Raw genomic sequence first — 26,634 nt, forward strand, 5'->3', positions numbered from 1 at the left:
ATACTTACCCGCCAGTAGCCTGATAAGCGCTGCCGATGTGAACACTCTCCTGATAGCTTCGCCGATCTCGCCTCGGGCGCTGCCGTGCCGGGGCTACCCGGGAACCCTGGCCACGCAGAAGACGGTCTGGCCGAAGGGCGGCCTGATGATGCGCTCGATCATCCGCGTCATCGGTACGACGGTCCGGTCGTAGATCTTGACGAGCCGGGGGTCGGGGTAGCCGACGCCGCCTCGCCGTACCGCGGCCCACCAGGCGATGCCGCCCAGGAAGTTGATCGGCTTGAGCACGTCGACCTCCAGCCCGGCGGCGGTGACGGCGGCGCGCAGCGTGGCGGGGGTGTATCGCCTGACATGTCCGACCTTGCGGTCGAAGTCTCCGTACAGCTGCATATATCCGGGGACCCAGATCACGATCCGTCCACCCGGAACGGTCACCTTCGCGAGGGAGCGCAGAGCCTCGGCGTCCTCCTCGATGTGCTCCAGGACGTTCATCATCACGACCGTGTCCACCGGGTCGGCCAGGGGGATCTCGGCGGGCAGCCCGAACCGGAGCACGGAGACGTCGTCGCGAGGGGCGAACCGCTTCTCGAGCTGCTCGACGCAGTAGGGATCGAAGTCGCTCACGACCAGCCGGTCGAGGCGGGGGAGGAACTGCTCCGCGAAGTGGCCCAGGCCGGACCCGATTTCGAGCATCGAGCGTCCGACATGCGGAGCGACCATGTCGTACTCGTACTGCCGGTAGTTCTTCGCCTCGTCGCCACCGAGATGGTTCTCCAGGGCATTGTCTCCGGCCGCCGGCTGGACTACACGGTCATACCCAGACATAAGATCCTCTTTACGCGCTGACGGACGTCGAAAGTTTAGTGGTCATCGGATTCCGGAGCGTCGCCTTCCGCGGCCTTCACCCGATGACCTACCCCGAATGCGCCGGCTCTCGACGCCACGACCTAGGACGCCATGGACGACGATGAGGCAGTGACCCGGTCGCTCGCCGGTGACCTCGATGCCTATGAGGTGCTGGTCACCAGGTACAGCGTGGTCGCACACCGTACGGCGAGCTTCCTCGGCGCGGGCGACGAGGCCGAGGACGTCGTCCAGGAGGCGTTCGTCAAGGCGTTCCGCCACCTGGCGAGCTTCCGCCGCGACGCGGCCTTCAAACCGTGGCTGCTGCGCATCGTGGCCAACGAGACGCACAATCTCACCCGGTCGCGTGGCCGCCGTGCCGATCTGACGCTGCGGCTGGAGTCGGAGCCGGATCGGGCGCGTGGGCCGTACGAGCCGGAGGACCCCGAGGGGGTGGCGCTCGCCACGGACGGCAGGACGCGCCTGCTCGACGCCGTGCGCACGCTGCCCGAGCGGGAACGCGCTGCGGTGACCTGCCGGTATTTACTTCAGTTGTCCGAAGCGGAGACCGCCGAGGTCCTCGGCGTGCGGCTGGGGACCGTGAAGTCGCGTACGTTCCGCGGACTTCGGCGGCTGCGAGAGGAGGTGGGCCGTGACCTCCTCGGATGATGACCGGTTCGCCGGACTGGAGGCCGACCTGCGGGCGCTCGGCGAGGCCCTGGAGGTCCCCGCGCCGCCGCCGGCGGACGTGGCCCGTGCCGTACGCGCCCGCCTGGCCGAGCCTGCCCGCCTGGCCGAGCCCGCCGGCCGGGTACGGCGCACGCCGCGGCGCCTGACCGCCGTCGTCGCGGTCTTCCTGGTCGCGCTGATCGCGGTCACCCCGCAGGGCAGGGCGGCCGTGGTCGCGATGCTGAGTTTCGCCGGGGTGGAGATCAGCATCGGCGGGCCTGGTCCACTCCCGACCGGCGTTCCGCACCCGCTTCCGGACGAGCGGAGGGTCACCCTCGACGAGGCCCGCCAGGTCGTACGCTTTCCGATCGGCGTGCCGTCGGCGCTGGGCGATCCGTCGGACATCAGGGTCGCCGACGGCGGCAGGGTGGTCACGCTGCTGTGGCCTGGACTCCGGCTCGACGAGTTCGACGGGACGCTCGACGTGGTCTTCCGCAAGGATCTCGGCGAGCCGTGGCCGCGTCAGGTCTCCGGCGTCGGCGGATGGTGGATCAGCCGGCCGCACGCCGTCTCGTACGTGCCGCGGCACGGCGGCGCCCCCCGCGAGGAGCGGGTCGCCGGCCCCACCCTCATCTGGCAGCGGGACACGGGCGACGCCAACGTCGGCATGCGCCTGGAATGCGCTGACTATCAGGAGGCGCTGCGTATCGCCCACTCGATCCACTGAGCGTAGGGTCAGGTCAGCCTGCTTTCCCGCATGATGTCCGACAGGTATAAATAGCTAAATGTCGGCAAAGGCAGATCCGCCCGCGAGAGGCGTGCCGCGAGTCGCCGGGCGGGGCAAGGAGGTGGGGCTTGCGCCGCGAGCGGTTCGGCATCGGCCGCGTTCGAACCGAGGAGACATGAGCGGGCGAGTGAGCCGGTCTCGGCTGCCCCTGCCGCATGCGGCCGGAAGACGCTTCTTTACCGTTGAAACGCCGACCTCGGTCGAATGCGAGGATTATCGTGACATCTGCGGCTTCTGTGCCGAAATTAATCAGGTGTCCGAGTATAACCTCCTCTGGGAATTGTTTCCCGAGCATGACTTGGGTGACTTCCTCCTCTGTGAGACCGAGAACTTCGTGGTGATCCCTGCGGTCGGAGCGGCGTGCGACGGCTATGTCCTCATCTCCCCCCGCGCGCACGTGCTGTCCTTCGCGCATCTCGATCCGGCGCTCGATGGTGAGTTGCGCGATTTGCTGCGCCGTCTCGGCGATCATCTACACCGGCTTTTCGGCCATCGGGTTTGGGCGTTCGAGCACGGAGCCGAGTCGTTCCGCAACCGTGGGGGCTCCTGCACCGATCATGCCCACATCACTATGTTTCCCGCGAAACCCGGCATCGACCTTGTGCGTGCCGTCGGTGGACATTTCGTACTACACGCCGTCGCTGATCACCTGCCCGAGTTGTCTCGCCAAGTGCTGGAGCGGAGGACGTCCTATTTCTGGATCCGTGCTGTCGACGGCCGAATGTGGATCTGCGACGCACCCCATACGTTGTCGCAGTTTCTCCGCAGGGCGATATTCCGAGATCTGGGCCGTCCCGATGAGTGGGATTGGGCTGTGTTCCCGCAGAAGGCGCACGTACGCGCCACCCTCGGCAGGTTTCACGAGACACCGATGGCCTGATCGACCGGACACTGTGCGTGAGCCGCCAACCGGAATGAAGGGACGGAGTTCGTGGCCGACTACCTCGCGGGCCGTGACGCGCCGGAAACCGTGAACCTGTCCCGGGTCCGATCGGCTGTGGACGCTTCTCTCGACCTTCTGGAGCGGTCCTACCTGCGAGTCGATGCCGATCTCGGTGGTGGGTGGTATCACGAGCTGGCGGGTCCGCTCCCCGGCCCCACCGCGACCGCGGTCGGTCTGCTGTCCTTCCGCATGCACGGCCGGACCTTCGAGCAGTCGGACGACTGCCTGAGGTTCCTGCGGTGGAGACAGGTGTCGTCGTCGGTCCCCGAACGAAGAGGAGGCTGGGCGACGAATTCGAGCCCCGGACATTCTGTCGCGGAGTCGACCGGTTGGATCGTGCGCATGTTGGCGGAGGGCCGGTATTTCGCCGACCCGTCCGCGCCGGACCTGACGCCCGCGACCGAATGGCTGGTTCTGAACCAGAATGACGACGGCGGCTGGGGTTCTCTGCTCGGAAACCCGTCACGAGTGTGGACGACAGGCCTGTCGCTGCGGGCGTTGATCCGAGTGGACCCGGCAGCGGCAACGGTGAACAGAGGCGTGCGCTGGCTCGTCCAACATCAGCACCCGGAGGGCGGGTGGGGCCAGACCGGTGTACGAGCGCCGAGCGTCACGCACTCGGCGATGGCGTTGATCAGTTTGGTCGAGAGCGGCAGAAGCGAGGCCGACGAGGCGATCCGGCGCGGCTTCGCCTGGCTGGAGACGCGGGTGGAGCGCACCTTCGAAGAGGATCGGAACGCCCGGGTCGAGATGTACGACGTGGTGGCGGGGACGGGCGACGACGTTCAGCGTTGGCGGAACACGCTCCCCCACTACGGACTCCCGTATGCGCTGTCCGCACTATTGATGAATCCGGCCGGCTCACATGCCGAGCTGATCGCCGGAGCGGTGAACACGCTACTGCGCACGCAGCTTTCCGAGGGGCGGTGGCCAAGCGTGGAAGGTGGCGAGACCGCGTCCATCTGGTCGGTCTTCCCGCACATGGAGGCCCTCGTTCAGTTGATCGGCTGGCGACCGCTGGGCTCGGAGGACACCCTCATGCTGCTGCCGGACGCTGTGATCGTTTATCGGGGCGGTGCGCACGTCAGAACCCTCGCCGAGTTGGCCAGGATGCAGCGGCGCAAGGCGATCGGCCGCGTGTTGTCCCGGCACTGGGTGTCGCTGCTGCTGGTGCTGACGACCGTGCTCGGGCTCGTCGGAGTGCTGGTGGGCAGGTTCGACTGGAAGGACTTCGGGCTCAGCGTGGCGCTGCCCATCGCACTGCTCGTTCTGCAGGAGGCGCGGCACCGGACTCGGCCCGTTGGAGGCGGCGACGGGAGTGGACGATGACCTTCCCCCTCGTGCCGGGGCACTCATCCCGGGGGCTGCTCATTCCGGTGGACGAGCGATGACGGTGAGGAAAGAGTCGACTCCCCGCGCCCCGACGTAGGCGCCGGCACGCTCGGCTATCGACACGTGGCCCCAGCCGGTGAGCAGCTCGTGAACGTACTCTGCTCGAAAGAAATGCCGGACATGCTGGTCCAGGCAGTAGATGTCCGGCCCGAGGCGGTGACCTCGGCCGTACAGGCGGTCGTTGACAGATTTCACCGCGAACGCGAGCGTCCCGCCCGGGCACAGCACGCGGGCCAGTTCGGCGAAGATGCGGCGAGTGGTCGCGTCGTCGAAGTAGTGCAGTGAGAGGTAGGCGTAAACGCCGTGGTAGCGACGATCAGGGAAAGGCAGCGGGTGGCGGAGATCGACATGACGGAAGCGAACCCGGTCGGCCATCTCGCCGGGCAGTGCTTCCCGCGCTCGGAGAAGAGCGTTCAGGGCGAAGTCGGTGGCGTCGACGGCGCAACCGGCCGCTGCCAGTGCCGCGGCGTCATGGCCCTGTCCACAGCCCAGTTCGAGTACGGTGCGTAGCCCATCTCGAGTGGCTTCGTGTGCACCGGCTCGACGATGGTCCGCCTCCGAGCCCTCGGTGTCTGCTTTGGGGAGCGCGGCCAAGAATTGCCGAAGGAATTCAGAATGACCCGGATCGGCATCCTGCCGGTGTGAGCTGTGCCAGCGATTCCAGTAGACCTCCTGGTCCGGTACGGACCGGTCGAGTGCTGGATCGGCCTCACGCCTGATCATTGGCCGGCCGAACGCTGGAGTTCGAGTACGAATGCCTGGGAGAAACCGCCACGCTCACGATACTTGCGTCTCCTGGCGTCCTCGACGTCGGCCGGGGTGAACCCCAGTGCAGCGGCGAGCGAGAGCACGACCTCGTACACATCCGCGAGTTCCTGCAGGGTGTCGGCCGGTGTGTCGGCGGACAGGGCCTCGTGCGCCTCTTCAACCAGTTTGTTCCGAAGAAGGCCGATGTACTCTCCACGTTCTGCTCGTCGTACCCGAGAGGTCGCGCCCGATGCTCTGATGATCTCCGGAATTCTGTCGCGGACCAGCTTCTCCACCGGGTCATCGTAGCCAGGCGATCCCGCCGTGGCCGGCAGCCGCTCTCGATGGAGCGAGATAAAGGCCCGGGTGGGAAACCAGCCCAGGCCTTCGGGTTCTGTGGACAGTGGGTCAGCGGGCTTCGCTGAGGAACTTGGCCAGGCGGCTGACGCCCTCGACCAGGTCGTCGTCGCCCAGCGCGTACGACAGCCGGAAGTAGCCGGGGGTGCCGAACGCCTCGCCGGGCACCAGGGCGACCTCGGCCTCCTCAAGGATGATCTCGGCCAGCTCGGCCGACGACTGCGGCCGCCTGCCGCGGATCTCCTTGCCGAGCAGCTCCTTGACGGAGGGATAGGCGTAGAACGCGCCCAACGGCTCTGGGCAGACCACACCGGGGATCTCGTTGAGCATCCTGACGATGGTCTGGCGGCGACGGTCGAACGCGGTGCGCATGGTGGCGGCGGCCGACAGGTCGCCGGAGACGGCGGCGAGGGCCGCGACCTGCGCGACGTTCGAGACGTTGGACGTCGCGTGCGACTGCAGGTTGGTCGCCGCCTTCACGACGTCGGCCGGACCGATGAGCCAGCCCACCCGCCAGCCGGTCATCGCGTAGGTCTTCGCCACGCCGTTCAGCACGACGACGCGGTCCCGCAGCTCGGGTACGGCGGTGGCCACGCTGGTGAAGACGGCGTCGCCGTACACGAGGTGCTCGTAGATCTCGTCGGTGACGATCCACAGGCCCTTGTCGAGCGCCCAGCGGCCGATCTCGGCCACCTGCTCGGGGGAGTAGACGGCGCCGGTCGGGTTGGACGGGGAGACGAAGAGCAGCACCTTGGTGCGCTCGGTCAGCTTCTCGTCGAGCTGTTCGACCGAGGCGAGGTAGCCGGTCGTCTCGTCGGTCACGACGTCGACCTGGACACCGCCGGCCAGCTTGATCGCCTCCGGGTACGTCGTCCAGTACGGGGCCACGACCAGGACCTCGTCACCCGGGTCGAGCAGCGTGGCGAACGCCTGGTAGACCGCCTGCTTGCCGCCGTTGGTCACGAGCACCTGGGCGGCGTCGACCTGGAACCCGCTGTCGCGCAGCGTCTTGTCGGCGATCGCCTGCTTCAGCTCGGGCAGGCCTGAGGCGGGCGTGTACTTGTGGAATCTGGGGTTGCGGCAGGCTTCGACCGCGGCCTCGACGATGTAGTCGGGCGTGGGAAAGTCGGGCTCGCCGGCACCGAAGCCGATGACCGGGCGACCGGCGGCCTTCATCGCCTTGGCCTTGCTGTCCACTGCCAGCGTCGCGGACTCTGAGATCGCGGAGATACGCGCGGAGATGCGAGGTCGGGTCATGCCTCCATCGTTTCAGATCCACTACGTGAGTTTCCCCGCCATATGCGGCCGTTCGGGGGCGTGCTGCGGTACGGTTGAAGGGCACGGAGGTGATCTCCGGGCTATGCTGTTGGCCGGAGATCGGTCGGCGTGGATGGCGTGGTTCGACGTAGCGGCCATTCGCCCGTACACTTCTCCGGTTAGTGGACCACGCGAGGAACGTGCGGACGCATCAGGGCGTTTCTCGGGGTATCGTGGTGCACGGCTTAGGGCACTGGCGCAATTGGTAGCGCACCGGTCTCCAAAACCGGCGGTTGGGGGTTCGAGTCCCTCGTGCCCTGCGGAGTGCGGTCCGCGCAACAAGGGCGTGAAAAGCGCGCCGCAAGCTGCGACGGACACGACGGATCAGGTGAGGACTGTGGCGATCGACACCCGCGGCGAGACCGCCGGAAAGCCAGGCAAGTCGACCGGTGAGAAGAAGACCAAGCGCACCTCTCCCGCCCTCTTCTACCGACAGGTCGCCGCTGAGCTGCGCAAAGTCATCTGGCCACGACGGAACGAGCTCGCCTCGTACACCGGGGTGGTCTTGGTCTTTGTGGTGATCATGGTTGGCTTCGTGTTCGGGCTCGACACCCTGCTGGGCAAGGCTGTGCTCTGGATCTTCGGATCCGGATCCTGATCCGGGTCCGGCCCGAGACGTCTCAGCGCGTCAAGTCACCGAACGAAGAAGGAAGAGTTTCGTGTCCGAGTCCCCGATGCCGGCCGACCACTCCCGCGACGAGTGGGGGACCGAGCAGGACGAGGCCGTAGCAGAGGCCGGCGACACCGAGGCCGTCGACCCAGACGCCGCCGACGGTGACACCGACTCGACCTCGGCCACGCCGGAAGTCGACGAGGACGGCGACATCGTCCCGGACGTCGATCCGGTCGAAGAGTTCAAGCGTCAACTGCGCGGGCAGATCGGCGAGTGGTATGTCATCCACTCCTACGCCGGTTACGAGAACCGCGTGAAGCAGAACATCGAGAGCCGGATCGGCAACCTCAACATGGAGGAGTACATCTTCCAGGTCGAGGTGCCGACCCACACGGTCACCGAGTTCAAGGGCGGCAAGAAGACTCCGATCAAGGAGCGGGTGCTGCCCGGTTACGTGCTGGTCCGCATGGAGCTGAGCGACGAGTCGTGGGCCGCCGTGCGGAACACGCCCGGAGTGACCGGTTTCGTCGGCCTCTCGAACCGGCCGAGCCCGCTGAACCTCGACGAGGTCGCCAAGCTGCTCGCGCCGGAGCCGTCCGAGGAGGTCAAGAAGACGACGGCCAAGACCGTCACCGCGACCGTCGACTTCGAGATCGGCGAGTCGGTCACCGTGATGGACGGGCCGTTCGCCACGCTCCCGGCCACCGTCAGCGAGATCAGCGCCGAGTCGCAGAAACTCAAGGTGCTGGTGTCGATCTTCGGGCGGGAGACGCCGGTCGAGCTGTCGTTCAACCAGGTCTCGAAGATCTGACAGTCTCCTTTAGACTCGATAGTCGTCCTCGCGCGCGTACGTGAGGATTTTTTAGGACAAAGGACCCGGAGAAGGACACATGCCTCCAAAGAAGAAGGTCGCGGCGTTGGTGAAGGTCCAGCTTCCCGCTGGACAGGCCACGCCCGCGCCGCCGGTCGGTACCGCGCTCGGTCCGCACGGCGTCAACATCATGGATTTCGTCAAGCAGTACAACGCCGCCACGGAATCCCAGCGGGGCAACATCATCCCCGTCGAGATCACGATCTACGAAGACCGTACGTTCACCTTCGTCACGAAGACGCCCCCGGCGCCTGAGCTGATCAAGAAGGCGGCCGGTGTGCAGAAGGGCAGCGCGAGCCCGCACAAGGAGAAGGTGGGCAAGCTCACCCGCGAGCAGCTTCGCCAGATCGCCGAGACGAAGATGAAGGACCTCAACGCCAACGACGTCGAGGCCGCCGAGAAGATCATCGCCGGCACCGCCCGCTCCATGGGTGTCACGATCGCCGACTAGGGAGTGCCCGGCACGCCCCGGCGCCGGTCGGCATAGGCCGACACCCGTGGGCGAACCGAGCGAACCGAGCACTGTGGCAGGGCCTGCGCCGGCCCGGACCACGAACTCCATGAGGAGCATCAAGTGAAGCGCAGCAAGAGCTGGAAGAACGCGGCGACCCAGATCGACCGCGAGAACCTGTACAGCCCGCTGGAGGGCGCCAGGCTGGCCAAGCAGACGGCCACCACCAAGTTCGACGCTACCGTCGAGGTCGCCCTGCGCCTGGGTGTCGACCCGCGCAAGGCGGACCAGATGGTCCGCGGCACCGTCAACCTCCCGCACGGCACCGGCAAGACCGCCCGGGTCCTGGTCTTCGCGACCGGTGCCCGTGCCGAGGAGGCCCGCGCCGCCGGCGCCGACATCGTCGGCGCGGATGAGCTCATCGACGAGGTGTCCAAGGGCCGTCTCGACTTCGACGCGGTCGTGGCGACTCCGGACCTGATGGGCAAGGTCGGCCGTCTGGGCCGCGTGCTCGGTCCGCGTGGTCTCATGCCCAACCCGAAGACCGGTACGGTCACTCCCGACGTGGTCAAGGCCGTCACCGACATCAAGGGCGGAAAGATCGAGTTCCGGGTCGACCGGCACGCTAACCTGCACTTCATCATCGGCAAGGCGTCCTTCACCGAGCGTCAGCTCGTGGAGAACTACGCCGCCGCCCTCGACGAGGTGCTGCGTCTCAAGCCGTCGGCGGCCAAGGGCCGTTACCTCAAGAAGGTCAGCTTCAGCACGTCCATGGGTCCGGGCATTCCGGTCGACCCGAACGCGACGCGTGAGGTGAACGCCGAAGCCCAGGCCTGATCCTCAAAGGGCCGTTCGAATTTTTCGACTGAACCCCTGCCCGTCTTCGGGTGGGGGTTCAGTCGTGTTTACGCGTGATGTTCATCACCGCCGCTTCTCCCGATTCGGGTTGATCGATACGAGTCCGGCCTGGCCGTACGAGCAGGGAAGACGTGCGGAAACCATGCACGCTTCGTGTGATTTCCAGCGGATCGCCGCATTCGGTTCCCCGGCCGAATAGGGTCAAGGGTAAGTAAAACGGGGAACAGAAGGGATGCAAAGATGCGCCGACTTCTGGTGGCCGCTTGTGCGGCGGCCGCGATCACGGTCGCGGGGTGTGGCACGACCGCCACGCCGACGCTGGAGAACACCGAGCTGTCGGCCGCCGCGGTGCTGACGCAGAGCGCGAAGAAGGCCGATGAGGTCACCTCCTACGCCGCCGACATCGTCATGGACATCACGGCCGGTGCGCAGGGCAAGGGGAACATCCAGGGGACGATGCTCTACCAGAAGACCCCTGAGCTCGCCACCGACGTAACGCTCAGCAAGGTGTCCTTCGGCGGGCAGGACCTTCCCGGGGGCATGCGCGTGATCCTCACGGGTGACGTGATGTACATGAAGATGGACATGCTGAAGACCCTCACCGGCTCCACCAAGCCCTGGGTCAAGCTGGACCTCAAGCAGCTCGGCTCCTCCGCCGGGATCAACGTCGACCAGCTTCTCGGGCAGTCCAAGCAGATAGACCTCGAGACCAGCATCAAGATGCTCACGGCGTCCAAGGACGTCAAGGAGGTCGGTGCGGAGCAGGTCGGGGGCGTGGACACGACGCACTACGCGGGCACGTTCCCGATCGAAGAGGCGATCAGGCAACTGCCGGCGGAGGCCCAGCAGAACATGAAGGGCCAGATTCCGGCCGAGATGAAGGACATGAAGTTCGACGCCTGGATCGACGGCGACGGCCTGCCCCGCAAGGTGCAGCTCGGCGGGAAGCAGGCGGAGGGCGAGTTCGCCGCCACGATGATGTTCAAGAACTTCAACGAGCCCGTCGAGATCAAGGCGCCGCCGGCCGATCAGGTGGGCGAGCTGCCGCAGAACGCTCTGACGGGCAGCTGATTTGGCGTCCTGAAGGTTGACACGTATTCTGTCTTCTGCCGAAGACCGCCGGTCGTCGTCGGGCTCGCAGCCCGGCGGCCGAAGGGTCCACGTGAGTGGACGGCCCGCGTAGGTGTATGAAGATGCTTGGGACGTGTCGCGTCCATCCAAGCCCCGTGCGCCTACGCCGGGGCTTGTCCGTTTTTGTGGGCCTTTGCCGGTGGCACATCTGGAAGGAGGCCCATGGCGAAGGCAGACAAGAGCGGTGCGATCGCCGAGCTCGAGAATGAGTTCGAGAGCTCCAGCGCCGCCGTTCTGACCGAGTACCGCGGTCTCACCGTCGCCCAGCTCAAGGAGCTGCGCGTTTCGCTCGGTGGGAATGCGAAGTTCGCCGTGGCGAAGAACACGCTTACCAAGATCGCGGCGAACAACGCCGGGATCACCGTCCTGGACGAGCTGTTCCAGGGCCCGACCGCCATCGCCTTCGTGAAGGGCGACGTGGTCGAGGCGGCCAAGGGTCTGCGTGATTTCGCCAAGGCCAACCCCCTCCTGGTGATCAAGGGGGGTGTCGTCGACGGCAAGTCGATGACGCCGACCGAGATCACGAAGCTTGCCGACCTCGAGTCCCGTGAGGTGCTCCTCGCGAAGCTGGCCGGTGCGCTGAAGGCCAAGCAGTCCCAGGCTGCCGCCACCTTCGCCGCGCTGCCCACCAACATGGCTCGACTGGCCGAGGCTCTGCGCGCCAAGCGCGAAGAGGCCGGCGAGTAAGGTCCGCGCAGGCGGCGGGGGGAAGCGCGCACCGCGGTCCCTTTACACGTTTTTCGCTAGATCCACGAGAGGAACACCATCATGGCGAAGCTCAGCACGGAGGAGCTGCTCGACTCTTTCAAGGAGATGACCCTCCTTGAGCTGTCCGAGTTCGTGAAGGTCTTCGAGGAGACCTTCGATGTCAAGGCCGCTGCTCCGGTCGCCGTCGCCGCCGCCCCCGCGGCCGGTGGCGGTGCCGCCGCCGAGGAGGCCGAGGAGCAGGACGAGTTCGAGGTCGTCCTCGAGGCGGCCGGCGACAAGAAGATCCAGGTCATCAAGGAGATCCGCGCCCTGACGAGCCTGGGCCTCAAGGAGGCCAAGGACCTGGTCGACGGTGCTCCGAAGCCGGTCTTCGACGGCAAGGTCAGCAAGGAGCAGGCCGAGAAGGCGAAGGCGGCCCTCGAGGGCGCCGGCGCCACCGTCACGGTCAAGTAACACGAGCCGAACGCTCTTCTGAAAGGGGCGGGTTCATCCAGGTGCCGGGTGACCTGCCCCTTTCGCATGCTCCGAGTCGTACGCCTCCGGACGGCGCGTGCGGGTGCGGCCCCGGGCCGCGGGAGCCGTACGGCGAAAGCCGGAACCGGTGGGCAGATCGCATCGGCTGATCTATGTTCGGAATGACCGCCCGGCGGCACGGCGGGTAAGGGCGCGGCGAGAACGGCGGAGGAGCGGGGACAGGGGTGGCGGGCATGCGGCGGCGGGTGCCGGTCATCGGTCTCGTCATCCTCGTGGTGGGCCTCGCGGGAGTGGCGCTGTGGGTCAGGGCGGCCAGAGACGCCTCCTGGGAGGCCGCACAGGCCCGTCAGGCGGCGGTCCGCGCGGCCGCCGCGCACGCGGTGGGACTGCTGTCGCTGAACCACAGGACCGTCGACGAGGATCTGAAGCGGGTCCTCGTCACCTCCACGGGACGGGAACGTGAAAGGTACGCCGATGGCCAGGCCGCGTTGAAGGCCGCGACGCTGAAGAACAAGGTGGTGCAGACCGGAGTGCTCCGGGCGTCCGCGCTGGAGTCGGCCGACGCCGGCAGGGCGCGGGTCCTGATCGTCGCCGATGCGGTGATCCGCTGGGAGCACGGCGAGAAAACGGCACCGGAGGAGCGGTTCTTCCGCTGGCGTATGGAGGTCAGCAAGGTCTCGGGCCGCTGGCTGGTCTCGGATTCGGAGCTGGTGCAGTGAGGCGGCGCCGTGTGCTTTCGGTGCTGCTGGCGCTGACGGCGGCCGGGCTGGCCGTGGTGGCCTGGTCGGCCTTCCTCGATCTGCGTCAGCTACGGCAGAGCGAGGCGGCCGCCACGCGGGCGCTCACCGCTGCCCGGTCGTACGCCGCGGAGATGTTGTCGTACGACTACCGCACGATCGACCGCGATTTCGCCAGGGCGAGCGCGCACGCCACCGGAAACCTCGTGACGCACTTCCGTGAGCTGGCCGGGACGCTCGGGCCGCGGGCCAGGGAGCACAAGACCGTCCAGCAGGCCGTGGTGGCGGCGGCGGGAGTGGAGTCGGCGACCCCGGACGAGGTCCACGTGCTGGTGTTCGTGAACATGGTCACGACCAGCACGCCACCAGGGCAGACGAGCCCGCGGCAGGAGATCAGTCAGGGTAGGGCCCGACTTGTCCTGGTCACGCAGGGCGACGGTTGGCGCGTCGCCCGGCTGTCGACCCTGCTGGGCGACGCCCCCGGCCGGTAGTCGCGTTATTCAATTGTTAGCAAAGGTCATGTTTGGGACGCGGATAGGGATGGGATACCAACGACACGACAGCGTCGACCGTTGGTCAGCGTTGGACCCGTCGCGTGACGGAGCGTTACCCGGACCGGCTCTCGGGTAGGGACTGGAGCCCCGGTGTTCGCACGTCGACGTGAAGGGAAACACCCAGCGTGATGCCTGCGAATTAGGCGAAATGTCGGCTCTCGGGCTTGACGTATCGCCGCTGACGGGTGATGCTGCCAGCAAGGTGGAACGTAGAGCGAAAGCGGAGTGGACAGGTGTATGCCCATCGGCTACACTGCCCCTTTGCGCTGCCCTTTGACGACCGCTTCACTGAGTGACTCCGTAAACTCCTTGATTCTGGTCGTCTGGCGTGCGTGTAGTCAGTCCGCGAGCCCTCGGAAGGACATCTGTTGGCAGCCTCGCGCAACGCCTCCGCCGTTCCCGCCGGTCCCCGTACCGTGTCGTTCGCACGGATCGAGGAACCGCTTGAAGTTCCCGATCTTCTCGCTCTGCAGACCGAGTCGTTCGACTGGCTGATCGGCAACGAGAAATGGAAGACCCGGGTCGAGGCGGCTCGCCAGGCCGGGCGCAAGGACGTTCCCACCCAATCAGGGCTAGAAGAGATCTTCGAGGAGATCAGTCCCATCGAGGACTTCTCCGGGAACATGTCCCTGTCGTTCCGCGACCATCGGTTCGAGCCGCCCAAGCACTCCGTGGACGAGTGCAAAGACAAGGACATGACCTACTCCGCCTCGCTCTTCGTCACGGCGGAGTTCATCAATAACGAGACCGGTGAGATCAAGAGCCAGACGGTGTTCATGGGCGACTTCCCGCTCATGACCTCCAAGGGCACGTTCATCATCAACGGCACCGAGCGTGTCGTGGTCTCACAGCTTGTACGTTCGCCGGGTGTCTACTTCGACCGCACGGTCGACAAGACCTCCGACAAGGACCTGTTCGGCTGCAAGGTGATCCCGTCTCGGGGTGCGTGGCTCGAGTTCGAGATCGACAAGCGTGACAGCGTCGGTGTGCGCATCGATCGCAAGCGTAAGCAGCCGGTGACGGTGCTGCTCAAGGCGCTCGGCTGGACGAACGACCGGATTCTGGAGCGTTTCGGTCAGTACGAGTCGATGCGTGCCACGCTGGAGAAGGATCACACGTCCGGCGAAGAGGACGCGCTGCTGGACATCTACCGCAAGCTGCGTCCGGGTGAGCCGCCGACCAAGGAGTCGGCGCAGACCCTGCTGCAGAACCTGTACTTCAACCCCAAGCGTTACGACCTGGCGAAGGTCGGCCGCTACAAGGTCAACAAGAAGCTCGGGGTCGACGCGGAGATCATGCAGGGCACGCTGACCGAGGACGACATCGTCGCGACCATCGAGTACCTCGTACGGCTGCACGCCGGCGAGGAGACGATGGGCGAAAACGGTTCGGTCATCGTCGAGACCGACGACATCGACCACTTCGGCAACCGGCGTCTGCGCACGGTGGGCGAGCTCATCCAGAACCAGGTCCGGCTGGGCCTGGCCCGGATGGAGCGGGTCGTGCGCGAGCGCATGACCACCCAGGACGTCGAGGCGATAACGCCGCAGACGCTGATCAACGTCCGCCCGGTCACCGCGTCGATCAGGGAGTTCTTCGGGACGTCCCAGCTGTCGCAGTTCATGGACCAGACCAACCCGCTGGCCGGCCTGACGCACAAGCGGCGTCTTTCCGCCCTCGGTCCCGGTGGTCTGTCCCGTGAGCGCGCCGGCTTCGAGGTCCGCGACGTGCACCCGTCGCACTACGGACGGATGTGCCCGATCGAGACGCCGGAAGGCCCGAACATCGGCCTGATCGGTTCGCTGTCGTCCTTCGGCCGGGTCAACTCCTTCGGTTTCGTCGAGACGCCGTACCGGCGGATCATCGACGGCAAGGTCAGCGACGTGATCGACTACCTGACCGCGGACGAGGAGGACAGGCACGTGGTGGCGCAGGCCAACACGCTCCTGAACTCCGATGGGAGCTTCGCGGAGTCGCGGGTGCTGGCCCGGCGTAAGGGCGGGGAGTTCGAGGCGGTGCATCCGTCCGAGGTGGACTACATGGACGTCTCGCCGCGGCAGATGGTGTCGGTGGCGACCGCGATGATCCCGTTCCTGGAGCATGACGACGCCAACCGCGCGCTGATGGGCTCGAACATGCAGCGCCAGTCGGTGCCGCTGCTGAAGAGCCAGGCCCCGCTGGTCGGGACCGGGATGGAGTACCGCGCCGCGACCGATGCCGGGGACGTCATCACCGCGGAGAAGGCGGGCGTGGTGGAGGAGGTCTCGGCCGACTACATCACGGTCATGAACGACGACGGCACGCGGACCACCTACCGGGTCGCCAAGTTCAAGCGGTCCAACCAGGGCACGTGTTTCAACCAGAAGCCGATCGTGGCCGAGGGGGACCGGGTCGAGGCCGGGCAGGTCGTCGCCGACGGGCCGTGCACCGACAACGGTGAGATGGCGCTGGGCAAGAACCTGCTGGTGGCGTTCATGCCGTGGGAGGGCCACAACTACGAGGACGCGATCATCCTGTCGCAGCGTCTGGTGCAAGACGATGTGCTGTCCTCGATCCACATCGAGGAGCACGAGGTCGACGCGCGCGACACCAAGCTGGGTCCGGAGGAGATCACCCGCGACATTCCCAACGTGTCGGAGGAGGTCCTGTCGGATCTGGATGAGCGTGGCATCATCCGGATCGGTGCGGAGGTGGTGACGGGGGACATCCTGGTCGGCAAGGTCACTCCGAAGGGGGAGACGGAGCTGACGCCGGAGGAGCGGCTGCTGCGGGCGATCTTCGGGGAGAAGGCGCGTGAGGTGCGTGACACGTCGCTGAAGGTGCCGCATGGGGAGTCGGGCAAGGTCATCGGGGTGCGGGTGTTCTCCCGTGAGGAGGGGGACGAGCTGCCTCCGGGGGTGAATGAGCTGGTCCGTGTCTATGTGGCGCAGAAGCGGAAGATCACCGATGGGGACAAGCTCGCGGGCCGGCACGGGAACAAGGGTGTGATCTCGAAGATTCTGCCGGTGGAGGACATGCCGTTCCTGGAGGACGGTACGCCGGTGGACATCATTTTGAATCCGCTGGGGGTGCCCGGGCGGATGAACGTGGGTCAGGTGCTGGAGACGCATCTGGGCTGGATCGCTTCGCAGGGGTGGGATGTCAGCGGGGTGGAGGAGGCCTGGGCCGAGCGGTTGCGGGAGAAGGGGATCGCGCGGGTCGAGCCGGACACGAATGTGGCCACGCCGGTGTTCGATGGTGCCGAGGAGCATGAGATCGTCGGTCTGCTGCGGCATACGCTGGTGGATCGGGACGGGGATCGTCTGGTCGGGGACCATGGGAAGGCGCGGCTGTTCGATGGGCGGTCGGGTGAGCCGTTCCCGCATCCGATCTCGGTGGGGTACATCTACATTCTGAAGCTGCTGCATCTGGTCGATGACAAGATTCATGCGCGGTCGACGGGTCCGTACTCGATGATCACTCAGCAGCCGCTGGGGGGGAAGGCGCAGTTCGGTGGTCAGCGGTTCGGTGAGATGGAGGTGTGGGCTCTTGAGGCCTATGGTGCGGCGTATGCGTTGCAGGAGCTGCTGACGATCAAGTCGGATGATGTCGTGGGCCGGGTGAAGGTCTATGAGGCGATCGTCAAGGGCGAGAACATTCCCGAGGCGGGTATTCCCGAGTCCTTCAAGGTCCTTATCAAGGAGATGCAGTCGTTGTGTCTCAACGTCGAGGTCCTGTCCAGCGACGGTATGTCGATCGAGATGAGGGACACCGACGAGGACGTCTTCCGCGCTGCCGAGGAACTCGGTATCGACCTGTCCCGGCGTGAGCCGAGCAGCGTCGAAGAGGTCTGATCTAAGAGCTGAGGGGACAAAAAGTGCTGGACGTCAACTTCTTCGACGAGCTGCGCATCGGTCTGGCGACCGCCGACGACATCCGCCAGTGGTCGCACGGCGAGGTGAAGAAGCCGGAGACCATCAACTACCGGACTCTCAAGCCGGAAAAGGACGGGCTCTTCTGCGAGAAGATCTTCGGCCCGACCCGGGACTGGGAGTGCTACTGCGGTAAGTACAAGCGGGTCCGCTTCAAGGGCATCATCTGCGAGCGCTGCGGTGTCGAGGTCACGCGTGCCAAGGTGCGCCGTGAGCGGATGGGCCACATCGAGCTGGCCGCCCCCGTCACCCACATCTGGTACTTCAAGGGCGTTCCTTCGCGCCTGGGTTACCTGCTCGACCTGGCCCCGAAGGACCTGGAGAAGGTCATCTACTTCGCGGCCTACATGATCACGCATGTCGACACCGAGATGCGTGAGCGCGACCTGCCGTCGCTGGAGGCCAAGATCTCCGTCGAGCGGCAGCACGTCGAGCAGCGCCGCGACGCCGACATCGAGGCCAGGCAGAAGAAGCTCGAGGCCGACCTGGCCGAGCTGGAGGCCGCGGGCGCCAAGGGCGACCAGCGCCGCAAGGTGCGGGAGGGCGCCGACCGCGAGATGCGGCAGCTCCGCGACCGGGCCCAGCGCGAGCTGGACCGGCTGGAGGAGGTCTGGAGCCGGTTCAAGAACCTCAAGGTTCAGGACCTCGAGGGCGACGAGCTGCTCTACCGCGAGATGCGCGACCGTTTCGGCCGCTACTTCCGCGGCGGCATGGGCGCCCAGGCGATCCAGGAGCGGCTGAGCAGCTTCGACCTGGAGGCCGAGGCGGAGAACCTGCGCGAGACCATCCGCAGCGGCAAGGGTCAGAAGAAGGCCCGCGCGCTCAAGCGGCTCAAGGTCGTGGCGGCGTTCCTCAACACGCGGAACTCGCCCAGCGGCATGGTGCTGGACTGCATTCCGGTCATCCCGCCGGACCTGCGCCCGATGGTGCAGCTCGACGGTGGCCGGTTCGCGACCTCCGACCTGAACGACCTGTACCGCCGCGTCATCAACCGGAACAACCGTCTCAAGCGTCTGCTCGACCTCGGCGCGCCCGAGATCATCGTGAACAACGAGAAGCGGATGCTGCAGGAGGCCGTCGACGCGCTGTTCGACAACGGCCGCCGCGGACGTCCGGTCACGGGTCCTGGCAACCGCCCGCTGAAGTCCCTCAGCGACATGCTGAAGGGCAAGCAGGGCCGCTTCCGGCAGAACCTGCTGGGCAAGCGAGTCGACTACTCCGGCCGTTCCGTCATCGTCGTCGGCCCGCAGCTCAAGCTGCACCAGTGCGGCCTGCCCAAGCAGATGGCGCTGGAGCTGTTCAAGCCGTTCGTGATGAAGCGCCTGGTGGACCTGAACCACGCGCAGAACATCAAGTCGGCCAAGCGGATGGTCGAGCGGGCCCGCCCGGTCGTGTGGGACGTGCTGGAAGAGGTCATCACCGAGCATCCGGTGCTGCTCAACCGCGCGCCCACGCTGCACCGCCTGGGCATCCAGGCGTTCGAGCCGCAGCTCGTCGAGGGCAAGGCCATCCAGATCCATCCGCTGGTCTGCACCGCGTTCAACGCGGACTTCGACGGCGACCAGATGGCCGTGCACCTGCCGCTGTCCGCCGAGGCCCAGGCCGAGGCGCGCATCCTGATGCTGTCCACCAACAACATCCTCAAGCCGGCGGACGGCAAGCCGGTGACGATGCCCACCCAGGACATGGTCATCGGGCTGTACTGGCTGACCACGGAGAAGGAGGACGCGCTGGGGACCGGCCGGGTGTTCTCGTCCGTGGCCGAGGCGCTCATGGCGTTCGACCGTCGCGAGCTGGACGTACAGGCCAGGGTCCAGATCAGGATGAAGGACTTCCCGCCGCCGCGCGGCTGGGAGGCGCCCGAGGGCTGGGAGGCCGGACAGGCGTTCCGGCTGGAGACCACGCTGGGCCGGTGCCTGTTCAACCAGACGCTGCCGGACAACTACCCCTTCGTGGACTACCAGGTCGGCAAGAAGCAGCTCTCCGGAATCGTGAACGAGCTGGCCGAGCGGTACCGCAAGGTGGAGGTCGCCAACGCGCTCGACGCGCTCAAGGACACCGGGTTCTACTGGGCCACCCGCGCCGGTGTCACCATCTCCATCGAGGACGTCGTGGCGCCGCCCAACAAGGCGGAGATCATGGATTCGTACGAGCGTCGGGCCGACAAGGTCCAGCGCGAGTACGACCGCGGTCTGATCACGGACGAGGAGCGCCGTCAGGAGCTCATCGAGATCTGGACGCACGCCACGGCGGACGTCGAGACCGACATGGTCAACGCGTTCCCGGCCACCAACCCGGTGTGGATGATGGTCAACTCCGGCGCCCGCGGTAACAAGATGCAGGTCCGGCAGATCGCCGGCATCCGTGGCCTGGTGTCCAACACCAAGGGTGAGACGATCCCGCGGCCGATCAAGTCCTCCTTCCGCGAGGGCCTGTCGGTGCTGGAGTACTTCATCTCCACCCACGGTCAGCGGAAGGGTCTGGCGGACACCGCGCTGCGGACCGCCGACTCCGGCTACCTGACCCGTCGTCTGGTCGACGTGGCCCAGGACGTCATCGTCCGGGAGATCGACTGCGGCACCGACAGGGCCGTCCCGCTGCGGGTCGGCGAGCGCGACTTCCAGGGCAACCTGGTCAAGGCCGAGAACGCCGAGAGCAACGTGCACGGCCGGATCCTGGCCGAGGACGTCGAGGCGGACGGCAAGCTGGTCGCATCGAAGGGCGCCGACATCAACGACGCGGTGGTCACCGCGCTCGTCGCGGCCGGCGTCGAGACGGTCAGGACCCGCAGCACGCTCGTGTGCGAGGCCAAGATCGGTGTCTGCGCGATGTGCTACGGCCGCTCGCTGGCCACCGGCAAGCTCGTCGACGTCGGCGAGGCCGTCGGCATCATCGCCGCTCAGTCGATCGGTGAGCCGGGCACGCAGCTGACCATGCGTACCTTCCACACCGGTGGTGTGGCCGGTGCGGACATCACCCACGGTCTGCCGCGAGTCACCGAGCTCTTCGAGGCGCGCATCCCCAAGGGTGTCGCCCCGATCAGCGAGGTCGCCGGCCGGGTGCGGATCGACGAGACCGACAAGACGCGCAAGGTCGTCGTCACGCCGGACGACGGTTCCGACGAGGTGGCCTACCCGGTCTCGATGCGGGCCCGGCTGCTCATCTCGGAGGGGCAGCACGTCGAGGTCGGCCAGCTGCTCGTCGCGGGTGCCCGCAACCCGAACGAGGTCCTGCGCATCCTCGGTCCCCGTGCCGTCCAGCTCCACCTGGTCGACGAGGTCCAGCAGGTCTACCGCTCGCAGGGTGTGTCGATCCACGACAAGCACATCGAGGTCATCGTCCGGCAGATGCTCAAGCGGGTGAACGTGCTCGAGTCGGGCGACACCGAGCTGCTGCCTGGTGAGCTCGTCGAGCGGCCGCGCTTCGAGGCGATGAACCGCCAGACCGTGGCGGAGGGCGGCCAGCCGGCCGCCGGCCGTCCGGTGCTGATGGGCATCACGAAGGCGTCGCTGGCCACCGAGTCGTGGCTGTCGGCGGCGTCCTTCCAGGAGACGACGCGGGTGCTCACCGACGCGGCGATCCACGCCAAGTCGGACTCGCTGCTCGGCCTCAAGGAGAACGTCATCATCGGAAAGCTCATCCCGGCCGGTACGGGTATGCCGCAGTACCGCAACATCCGGGTGGAGCCGACCGAGGAGGCGAAGGCCGCGATGTACACCGTGGGCGGCTACGACGGTTCGGCGGCGGACTACACGTTCGGCGCCGGCAGCGGCGAGGCCGTCCCGCTGGAGGAGTACGACTTCGGCCAGTACGGCCGTTAGGAGTGGGAGAAGCGGTGTCCTTCGCGTAGCCCATCCGGGCCGTGCGCGGTGTCACATGATCTTCGAACACGACTCAGGTTGACGGGAAACGCCCGGAGTGGTCCGCCACTCCGGGCGTTTCCGCGTTCCTGGCATCCGAACCGGGCCGGTACCGGTAGAATCTGCGAGAGTCTTATGCGCGGCCCGCGTGGGAGCGGGCCGTCAGAGCCGGGGTACGGACAATGTCGGCCCAGGCGCGTTCGTTTTGACGGCTCGCGTCTGCCTGGGTAGTGTTGTCCTTCGTGCCCATGGTTCGTGGGCTCGCATGCGTGTGCTCGAGAGCCTTCTCCCCACGTGGGAGACGGGTGTAGGCGCCGCGTGATTCCTCCAGATCGACCGGGTCCGCCCGGGTGTGATACGGCCAGTCCGCGACACGCCCGAGCGCGTGGGTCGGAGGGCGAGGAAGACCAGCAGGTCATGACACCGGCAGTACCTGCGAAAAAGCACAGTCGGACGGAGAAACTGGGCCGAGCGTGGCCGAGAGACCTCGAACGACAACGACGTAGCACCGGCCAAGGCGCGAAATGGAGACGTAGTGCCTACTATCCAGCAGTTGGTCCGTAAGGGCCGACAGGACAAGGTAACGAAGACGAAGACACCGGCACTGAAGGGAAGTCCGCAGCTCCGCGGCCACTGCGTGCGTGTCTACACTACGACTCCCAAGAAGCCCAACTCCGCCCTGCGCAAGGTGGCGCGTGTCCGCCTCACCAGCGGCATCGAGGTCACCGCATACATTCCGGGCGTTGGGCACAACCTTCAGGAGCACTCCATCGTGCTCGTGCGTGGCGGTCGTGTGAAGGACTTGCCGGGCGTTCGCTACAAGATCGTCCGTGGGGCGCTCGACGCTCAGGGTGTCCGCAACCGCAAGCAGGCCCGCAGCCGTTACGGCGCGAAGAAGGAGAAGAGCTGACATGCCGCGCAAGGGTTCCCCTGGCCGCCGCCAGTTGATAGCCGACCCGGTGCACAACTCGCCGCTGGTCACCGCGCTGATCAACAAGGTTCTCCTGGACGGCAAGCGCTCCATCGCCCAGTCGATCGTCTACGGCGCCCTCGACGGCTGCCGGGAGAAGACGGGCAACGACCCGGTCGTCACGCTCAAGCGGGCTCTGGACAACGTCAAGCCCACCCTCGAGGTGCGCAGCCGTCGTGTCGGTGGCGCGACCTACCAGGTGCCGGTCGAGGTGCGCGCGTCGCGCAGCACCACCCTGGCCCTGCGGTGGATCGTTCAGTACGCGCGGGCGCGTCGCGAGAAGACCATGACCGAGCGCCTCATGAACGAGCTGCTCGACGCGAGCAACGGCCTCGGCGCCAGCGTGAAGCGGCGCGAGGACACGCACAAGATGGCCGAGTCCAACAAGGCTTTCGCCCACTACCGCTGGTAGTAGGCACCTACGACGAGTTAGGACGCGAGAGAAGTGGCCACCACGACCGCTCTTGACCTGGCCAAGGTCCGCAACATCGGGATCATGGCCCACATCGACGCGGGCAAGACCACGACGACTGAGCGCATCCTGTTCTACACCGGCATAAACTACAAGCTCGGTGAAACCCATGAGGGCGCCGCCACCATGGACTGGATGGAACAGGAGCAGGAGCGCGGCATCACGATCACGTCTGCCGCGACCACCTGTAGCTGGCTTGATCACACGATCAACATCATCGACACTCCCGGTCACGTGGACTTCACCATCGAGGTGGAGCGCTCGCTCCGCGTCCTCGACGGCGCCGTCGCGGTGTTCGACGCGGTCGCCGGCGTGGAGCCGCAGTCGGAGACGGTCTGGCGGCAGGCCGACCGGTACGGCGTACCCCGCATCTGCTTCGTGAACAAGATGGACCGGGTCGGCGCGGAGTTCCACCGCTGCGTCGACATGATCGTGTCCCGTCTGGGCGCGACGCCGCTGGTCGTCCAGCTCCCCTGGGGTGTCGAAGCCGAATTCAAGGGCATCATCGACCTGGTGCGGATGAAGGGGCTGATCTGGAGCTCCGAGGCGGCCAAGGGCGAGATGTACGACGTCGTCGACGTCCCGGCCGACCACGCCGACTCGGCCCGTGAATGGCGCGACAAGCTGGTCGAGACCGTCGCCGAGAACGACGACGAGCTCATGGAGCTGTTCCTCGAGGGCGTCGAGCCCAGTGAGGAGCAGCTGGTCGCGGCCATCCGCCGTGCGACCATCAAGGGTTCGGTCAACCCGGTTCTGTGCGGTACCGCGTTCAAGAACAAGGGCGTGCAGCCCCTGCTCGACGCGATCGTGGCCTACCTGCCGGCGCCGATCGACATCCCGGCAATAGACGGACACGCCCCGGGCAACGAGGAGAAGGTCGTCGAGCGGCACGCCGACCCGGCCGAGCCGTTCTCCGCGCTCGCCTTCAAGATCATGAGTGACCCGCACCTGGGCAAGCTCACCTACATCCGCGTCTACTCGGGCAAGATCGACTCCGGCACCGGGGTCGTCAACTCGACCAAGGGCAAGAAGGAGCGGATCGGCAAGATCTACCAGATGCACGCGAACAAGCGCGAGGAGCGCTCGTCCGCGTCCGCCGGTCAGATCGTCGCCGTCATGGGCCTGAAGGACACCACCACCGGTGACACGCTCAGTGACCCGGCGAACCAGGTGATCCTCGAGTCGATGAACTTCCCCGCTCCGGTCATCAACGTGGCCATCGAGCCCAAGACCAAGGGTGACCAGGAGAAGCTGGGGACCGCGATCCAGCGTCTGACCGAGGAGGACCCGTCCTTCCAGGTCCGCCGCGACGAGGAGACCGGGCAGACGGTCATCTGGGGGATGGGCGAGCTCCACCTCGAGGTCTTCGTCGACCGGATGCGCCGCGAGTTCAAGGTGGAGGCCAACGTCGGCCGCCCGCAGGTCGCCTACCGCGAGACCATCCGCCGGAAGGTGGAGAAGGTCGAGTACACGCACAAGAAGCAGACCGGTGGTTCCGGTCAGTTCGGTCGCGTGATCATCGCCCTCGAGCCGCTCGGCGAGGGCAACGACGGATACGAGTTCGAGAACAAGGTCACCGGTGGCCGCATCCCGCGGGAGTACATCCCGTCGGTCGACGCGGGCTGCCAGGAGGCCGCCGAGTTCGGTGTGCTCGCCGGCTACCCGATGGTGGGGGTCAAGGTCACCCTCCTGGACGGTGCCTACCATGAGGTCGACTCGTCCGAAATGGCTTTCAAGATCGCCGGTTCGATGGCCTTCAAGGAGGCCGCTCGGAAGGCGGACGCAGTTCTCCTCGAGCCGATGATGGCCGTTGAGGTCATCACGCCCGAGGATTACATGGGTGACGTCATCGGTGACCTCAACGGACGCCGCGGACAGATCCAGGCAATGGAAGACCGGACCGGGGCCAAGGTCATTCAGGCCCTCGTCCCGCTGTCAGAGATGTTCGGTTACGTGGGCGACCTGCGCAGCAGGACCCAGGGCCGGGCCGTCTACAGCATGCAGTTCGACTCCTACGCGGAGGTGCCTCCGGGCATCGCCAAGGAGATCGTCGCGAAGGCTCGGGGCGAATAGGTTCCGTCAGGGACGATTTCGCCACGTATGGCGCAGCACCTTCGCCGGTGCCGCGCCATTCGGAGCCTGAGTTCGAAGACGCAAGTCAAGTCAGAATCTCTAAGGAGACAGACCAGTGGCCAAGGCCAAGTTCGAGCGGAGCAAGCCGCACGTGAACATCGGCACCATTGGGCACATCGACCACGGCAAGACCACTCTGACCGCGGCGATCACCAAGGTGCTTCATGACCGCCTCCCGCAGCTCAACGAGGCGACCCCCTTCGACAAGATCGACAAGGCGCCCGAGGAGAAGGCTCGCGGCATCACCATTTCGATCTCACACGTCGAGTACCAGACCGAGAAGCGCCACTACGCCCACGTGGACTGCCCCGGTCACGCCGACTACGTGAAGAACATGATCACCGGTGCCGCCCAGATGGACGGCGCGATCCTGGTGGTCGCGGCGACCGACGGTCCGATGCCGCAGACGAAGGAGCACGTCCTCCTGGCCCGCCAGGTCGGCGTTCCCTACATCGTCGTGGCGCTGAACAAGTCGGACATGGTGGACGACGAGGAGATCCTGGAGCTCGTCGAGCTCGAGGTCCGCGAGCTGCTGTCCGCCCAGGAGTTCCCCGGCGACGACGTGCCGGTCGTCCGCGTCTCGGCGCTCAAGGCGCTCGAGGGCGACGAGAAGTGGGGCGACTCCATCATGGAGCTCATGACGGCGGTCGACGACAACGTTCCCGAGCCGGTCCGTGACACGGACAAGCCGTTCCTGATGCCGATCGAGGACGTCTTCTCGATCACCGGTCGCGGCACCGTCGTCACCGGTCGTATCGAGCGCGGCGTCGTCAAGGTCAACGAGGTCGTCGACATCATCGGCATAAAGGAGAAGAGCACCTCGACGACCGTCACCGGCGTCGAGATGTTCCGCAAGCTCCTCGACGAGGGTCAGGCCGGAGACAACGTCGGTCTGCTCCTGCGCGGCATCAAGCGTGAGGACGTCGAGCGTGGTCAGTGTGTCATCAAGCCGGGCACGACCACCCCGCACACCGAGTTCGAGGCGCAGGTCTACATTCTGAACAAGGACGAGGGCGGCCGCCACACGCCGTTCTTCAACAACTACCGTCCTCAGTTCTACTTCCGTACGACCGACGTGACCGGCGTGGTGAACCTCCCCGAGGGCACCGAGATGGTCATGCCGGGCGACAACACGGAGATGCGCGTCGAGCTCATCCAGCCGATCGCCATGGAAGAGGGTCTGAAGTTCGCGATCCGCGAGGGTGGCCGCACCGTCGGCGCCGGTCGCGTCACGAAGATCATCAAGTAGTGCCACCGCTGGGCGGCGGTCGGGACTGCCGGGGGAGTGTCGGAGGACACGATCCGGGCCTGACCGCCGCACCGCGGAGGGGCCGCCAGCCGGCCCCGCCCACGGGCGACGACACCGTGATCTCGCAGTCGTCTCGGCCGCCGATAGGCCGAGTCCGCTGCCAGATCACGGTTCGGCCGGGTGGGAAGAAGACCTGCGGCGTAGGCAGTGTGACCTATCGGCCGCGTGAAGCTTTATACGACGACAGCGAAGGACACCGAGGCCATCATGGCGGGACAGAAGATCCGCATCCGGCTCAAGGCGTATGACCACGAGGTCATCGACAGCTCGGCCAAGAAGATCGTCGAGACGGTGACGCGGACCGGCGCCAAGGTCGCTGGCCCGGTGCCGCTGCCGACCGAGAAGAACGTGTACTGCGTCATCCGGTCGCCGCACAAGTACAAGGACAGCCGTGAGCACTTTGAGATGCGCACCCACAAGCGGCTGATTGACATCATCGACCCCACGCCGAAGACGGTCGACTCGCTCATGCGTCTCGACCTGCCTGCCGGCGTCGACATCTCGATCAAGCTTTAAGGAACGCACTG

At 66.3% G+C, this 26,634-nt stretch carries 24 protein-coding genes and 1 tRNA gene; 21 read left to right on the plus strand and 4 right to left on the minus strand.

Annotated elements, in window-relative coordinates; translation table 11 throughout:
- Positions 1 to 93: 93 nt before the first annotated feature.
- On the minus strand, positions 94 to 825 hold the full coding sequence (locus tag ACQP1K_RS04350) for a class I SAM-dependent methyltransferase (protein WP_433499578.1): 732 nt from the start codon (positions 823 to 825) through the stop codon (positions 94 to 96).
- Between the two features lie 132 nt (positions 826 to 957).
- Here ACQP1K_RS04350 and ACQP1K_RS04355 point away from each other — a divergent pair, with 132 nt between their 5' ends.
- The 4 genes from ACQP1K_RS04355 to ACQP1K_RS04370 all read left to right on the plus strand — a co-directional run bounded on the left by ACQP1K_RS04355 (position 958) and on the right by ACQP1K_RS04370 (position 4,571).
- Positions 958 to 1,512, plus strand: coding sequence for an RNA polymerase sigma factor (locus tag ACQP1K_RS04355; RefSeq protein WP_433499579.1), 555 nt, complete (start codon positions 958 to 960; stop codon positions 1,510 to 1,512).
- Positions 1,496 to 2,239, plus strand: a complete 744-nt coding sequence (locus ACQP1K_RS04360) for a hypothetical protein (RefSeq protein WP_433499580.1) — start codon at positions 1,496 to 1,498, stop codon at positions 2,237 to 2,239. Before ACQP1K_RS04355 ends, ACQP1K_RS04360 begins: the two co-directional genes overlap by 17 nt.
- Positions 2,240 to 2,414: 175 nt before the next feature.
- Positions 2,415 to 3,179, plus strand: coding sequence for a hypothetical protein (locus ACQP1K_RS04365; RefSeq protein WP_433499581.1), 765 nt, complete (start codon positions 2,415 to 2,417; stop codon positions 3,177 to 3,179).
- Between the two features lie 51 nt (positions 3,180 to 3,230).
- The gene (locus tag ACQP1K_RS04370) at positions 3,231 to 4,571 is read left to right on the plus strand and encodes a prenyltransferase/squalene oxidase repeat-containing protein (RefSeq protein ID WP_433499582.1); all 1,341 of its coding nucleotides are present in this window, start codon (positions 3,231 to 3,233) and stop codon (positions 4,569 to 4,571) included.
- Between the two features lie 39 nt (positions 4,572 to 4,610).
- Here ACQP1K_RS04370 and ACQP1K_RS04375 read toward each other — a convergent pair whose 3' ends face one another.
- The 3 genes from ACQP1K_RS04375 to ACQP1K_RS04385 all read right to left on the minus strand — a co-directional run bounded on the left by ACQP1K_RS04375 (position 4,611) and on the right by ACQP1K_RS04385 (position 6,995).
- Complete coding sequence (locus ACQP1K_RS04375; RefSeq protein ID WP_433499583.1) at positions 4,611 to 5,357, minus strand: class I SAM-dependent methyltransferase; 747 nt, start codon at positions 5,355 to 5,357, stop codon at positions 4,611 to 4,613.
- Positions 5,354 to 5,677: a nucleoside triphosphate pyrophosphohydrolase gene (locus tag ACQP1K_RS04380; protein ID WP_433499584.1), complete on the minus strand. Its 324-nt coding sequence runs from the start codon at positions 5,675 to 5,677 to the stop codon at positions 5,354 to 5,356. Before ACQP1K_RS04380 ends, ACQP1K_RS04375 begins: the two co-directional genes overlap by 4 nt.
- Positions 5,678 to 5,789: 112 nt before the next feature.
- Positions 5,790 to 6,995, minus strand: a complete 1,206-nt coding sequence (locus ACQP1K_RS04385) for a pyridoxal phosphate-dependent aminotransferase (protein ID WP_433499585.1) — start codon at positions 6,993 to 6,995, stop codon at positions 5,790 to 5,792.
- 247 nt (positions 6,996 to 7,242) lie between these two features.
- On the opposite strand from ACQP1K_RS04385, the gene ACQP1K_RS04390 reads away from it, so the two are divergent.
- The 17 genes from ACQP1K_RS04390 to rpsJ all read left to right on the plus strand — a co-directional run bounded on the left by ACQP1K_RS04390 (position 7,243) and on the right by rpsJ (position 26,623).
- Positions 7,243 to 7,315, plus strand: a tRNA-Trp gene (locus tag ACQP1K_RS04390).
- A 77-nt stretch (positions 7,316 to 7,392) separates the two neighbouring features.
- Positions 7,393 to 7,653 carry a preprotein translocase subunit SecE gene (gene secE / locus ACQP1K_RS04395; protein WP_433499586.1) on the plus strand — a complete coding sequence of 87 codons (261 nt, stop codon included), beginning with the start codon at positions 7,393 to 7,395 and terminating at the stop codon, positions 7,651 to 7,653.
- A gap of 61 nt (positions 7,654 to 7,714) precedes the next feature.
- Entirely contained in the window at positions 7,715 to 8,479 is a 765-nt protein-coding gene (gene nusG, locus ACQP1K_RS04400; RefSeq protein ID WP_433499587.1) for a transcription termination/antitermination protein NusG, read from the plus strand.
- 79 nt (positions 8,480 to 8,558) lie between these two features.
- Positions 8,559 to 8,990: a 50S ribosomal protein L11 gene (rplK, locus tag ACQP1K_RS04405; protein WP_433499588.1), complete on the plus strand. Its 432-nt coding sequence runs from the start codon at positions 8,559 to 8,561 to the stop codon at positions 8,988 to 8,990.
- A 123-nt stretch (positions 8,991 to 9,113) separates the two neighbouring features.
- The gene (gene rplA, locus ACQP1K_RS04410) at positions 9,114 to 9,827 is read left to right on the plus strand and encodes a 50S ribosomal protein L1 (RefSeq protein ID WP_433499589.1); all 714 of its coding nucleotides are present in this window, start codon (positions 9,114 to 9,116) and stop codon (positions 9,825 to 9,827) included.
- Positions 9,828 to 10,088: 261 nt separating this feature from the next.
- Complete coding sequence (locus tag ACQP1K_RS04415; RefSeq protein WP_433499590.1) at positions 10,089 to 10,919, plus strand: LppX_LprAFG lipoprotein; 831 nt, start codon at positions 10,089 to 10,091, stop codon at positions 10,917 to 10,919.
- A gap of 222 nt (positions 10,920 to 11,141) precedes the next feature.
- Positions 11,142 to 11,666 (plus strand): 50S ribosomal protein L10, encoded by a 525-nt coding sequence (rplJ, locus tag ACQP1K_RS04420; RefSeq protein WP_433499591.1) that lies wholly within the window; start codon positions 11,142 to 11,144, stop codon positions 11,664 to 11,666.
- A gap of 81 nt (positions 11,667 to 11,747) precedes the next feature.
- Positions 11,748 to 12,140, plus strand: coding sequence for a 50S ribosomal protein L7/L12 (gene rplL / locus ACQP1K_RS04425; RefSeq protein WP_433499592.1), 393 nt, complete (start codon positions 11,748 to 11,750; stop codon positions 12,138 to 12,140).
- Between the two features lie 245 nt (positions 12,141 to 12,385).
- The gene (locus ACQP1K_RS04430; protein ID WP_433499593.1) at positions 12,386 to 12,880 is read left to right on the plus strand and encodes a hypothetical protein; all 495 of its coding nucleotides are present in this window, start codon (positions 12,386 to 12,388) and stop codon (positions 12,878 to 12,880) included.
- An 11-nt stretch (positions 12,881 to 12,891) separates the two neighbouring features.
- Positions 12,892 to 13,389 (plus strand): hypothetical protein, encoded by a 498-nt coding sequence (locus tag ACQP1K_RS04435; RefSeq protein WP_433499594.1) that lies wholly within the window; start codon positions 12,892 to 12,894, stop codon positions 13,387 to 13,389.
- Between the two features lie 431 nt (positions 13,390 to 13,820).
- Positions 13,821 to 17,285, plus strand: coding sequence for a DNA-directed RNA polymerase subunit beta (rpoB, locus tag ACQP1K_RS04440; RefSeq protein ID WP_433499595.1), 3,465 nt, complete (start codon positions 13,821 to 13,823; stop codon positions 17,283 to 17,285).
- A gap of 23 nt (positions 17,286 to 17,308) precedes the next feature.
- The gene (locus tag ACQP1K_RS04445) at positions 17,309 to 21,184 is read left to right on the plus strand and encodes a DNA-directed RNA polymerase subunit beta' (protein ID WP_433499596.1); all 3,876 of its coding nucleotides are present in this window, start codon (positions 17,309 to 17,311) and stop codon (positions 21,182 to 21,184) included.
- 574 nt (positions 21,185 to 21,758) lie between these two features.
- Complete coding sequence (gene rpsL, locus ACQP1K_RS04450; RefSeq protein ID WP_055482768.1) at positions 21,759 to 22,133, plus strand: 30S ribosomal protein S12; 375 nt, start codon at positions 21,759 to 21,761, stop codon at positions 22,131 to 22,133.
- A 1-nt stretch (position 22,134) separates the two neighbouring features.
- Positions 22,135 to 22,605 (plus strand): 30S ribosomal protein S7, encoded by a 471-nt coding sequence (gene rpsG / locus ACQP1K_RS04455; RefSeq protein ID WP_055482769.1) that lies wholly within the window; start codon positions 22,135 to 22,137, stop codon positions 22,603 to 22,605.
- Positions 22,606 to 22,689: 84 nt separating this feature from the next.
- Positions 22,690 to 24,738: an elongation factor G gene (gene fusA, locus ACQP1K_RS04460; RefSeq protein ID WP_433501482.1), complete on the plus strand. Its 2,049-nt coding sequence runs from the start codon at positions 22,690 to 22,692 to the stop codon at positions 24,736 to 24,738.
- Between the two features lie 115 nt (positions 24,739 to 24,853).
- Positions 24,854 to 26,047 (plus strand): elongation factor Tu, encoded by a 1,194-nt coding sequence (tuf, locus tag ACQP1K_RS04465; RefSeq protein ID WP_433499597.1) that lies wholly within the window; start codon positions 24,854 to 24,856, stop codon positions 26,045 to 26,047.
- Between the two features lie 267 nt (positions 26,048 to 26,314).
- On the plus strand, positions 26,315 to 26,623 hold the full coding sequence (gene rpsJ / locus ACQP1K_RS04470; protein ID WP_012887830.1) for a 30S ribosomal protein S10: 309 nt from the start codon (positions 26,315 to 26,317) through the stop codon (positions 26,621 to 26,623).
- The last annotated feature ends 11 nt before the right edge of the window (positions 26,624 to 26,634 follow it).

The sequence above is a fragment of the Sphaerimonospora sp. CA-214678 genome (assembly GCF_050942215.1).
Classification (GTDB): Bacteria; Actinomycetota; Actinomycetes; order Streptosporangiales; family Streptosporangiaceae; genus Sphaerimonospora.

What these genes read in the sequence shown, in the direction of transcription:
- ACQP1K_RS04355 (WP_433499579.1), top strand. Translation starts at nt 958, where the DNA reads ATGGACGACGATGAGGCAGTGACCCGGTCGCTCGCCGGTGACCTCGAT.
- rplL (WP_433499592.1), top strand. Translation starts at nt 11,748, where the DNA reads ATGGCGAAGCTCAGCACGGAGGAGCTGCTCGACTCTTTCAAGGAGATG.
- fusA (WP_433501482.1), top strand. Translation starts at nt 22,690, where the DNA reads ATGGCCCACATCGACGCGGGCAAGACCACGACGACTGAGCGCATCCTG.
- rplJ (WP_433499591.1), top strand. Translation starts at nt 11,142, where the DNA reads ATGGCGAAGGCAGACAAGAGCGGTGCGATCGCCGAGCTCGAGAATGAG.
- ACQP1K_RS04350 (WP_433499578.1), bottom strand. Translation starts at nt 825, where the DNA reads ATGTCTGGGTATGACCGTGTAGTCCAGCCGGCGGCCGGAGACAATGCC.
- ACQP1K_RS04365 (WP_433499581.1), top strand. Translation starts at nt 2,415, where the DNA reads ATGAGCGGGCGAGTGAGCCGGTCTCGGCTGCCCCTGCCGCATGCGGCC.
- ACQP1K_RS04415 (WP_433499590.1), top strand. Translation starts at nt 10,089, where the DNA reads ATGCGCCGACTTCTGGTGGCCGCTTGTGCGGCGGCCGCGATCACGGTC.
- rpsJ (WP_012887830.1), top strand. Translation starts at nt 26,315, where the DNA reads ATGGCGGGACAGAAGATCCGCATCCGGCTCAAGGCGTATGACCACGAG.
- ACQP1K_RS04375 (WP_433499583.1), bottom strand. Translation starts at nt 5,357, where the DNA reads ATGATCAGGCGTGAGGCCGATCCAGCACTCGACCGGTCCGTACCGGAC.
- rplK (WP_433499588.1), top strand. Translation starts at nt 8,559, where the DNA reads ATGCCTCCAAAGAAGAAGGTCGCGGCGTTGGTGAAGGTCCAGCTTCCC.
- rpsG (WP_055482769.1), top strand. Translation starts at nt 22,135, where the DNA reads ATGCCGCGCAAGGGTTCCCCTGGCCGCCGCCAGTTGATAGCCGACCCG.
- ACQP1K_RS04385 (WP_433499585.1), bottom strand. Translation starts at nt 6,995, where the DNA reads ATGACCCGACCTCGCATCTCCGCGCGTATCTCCGCGATCTCAGAGTCC.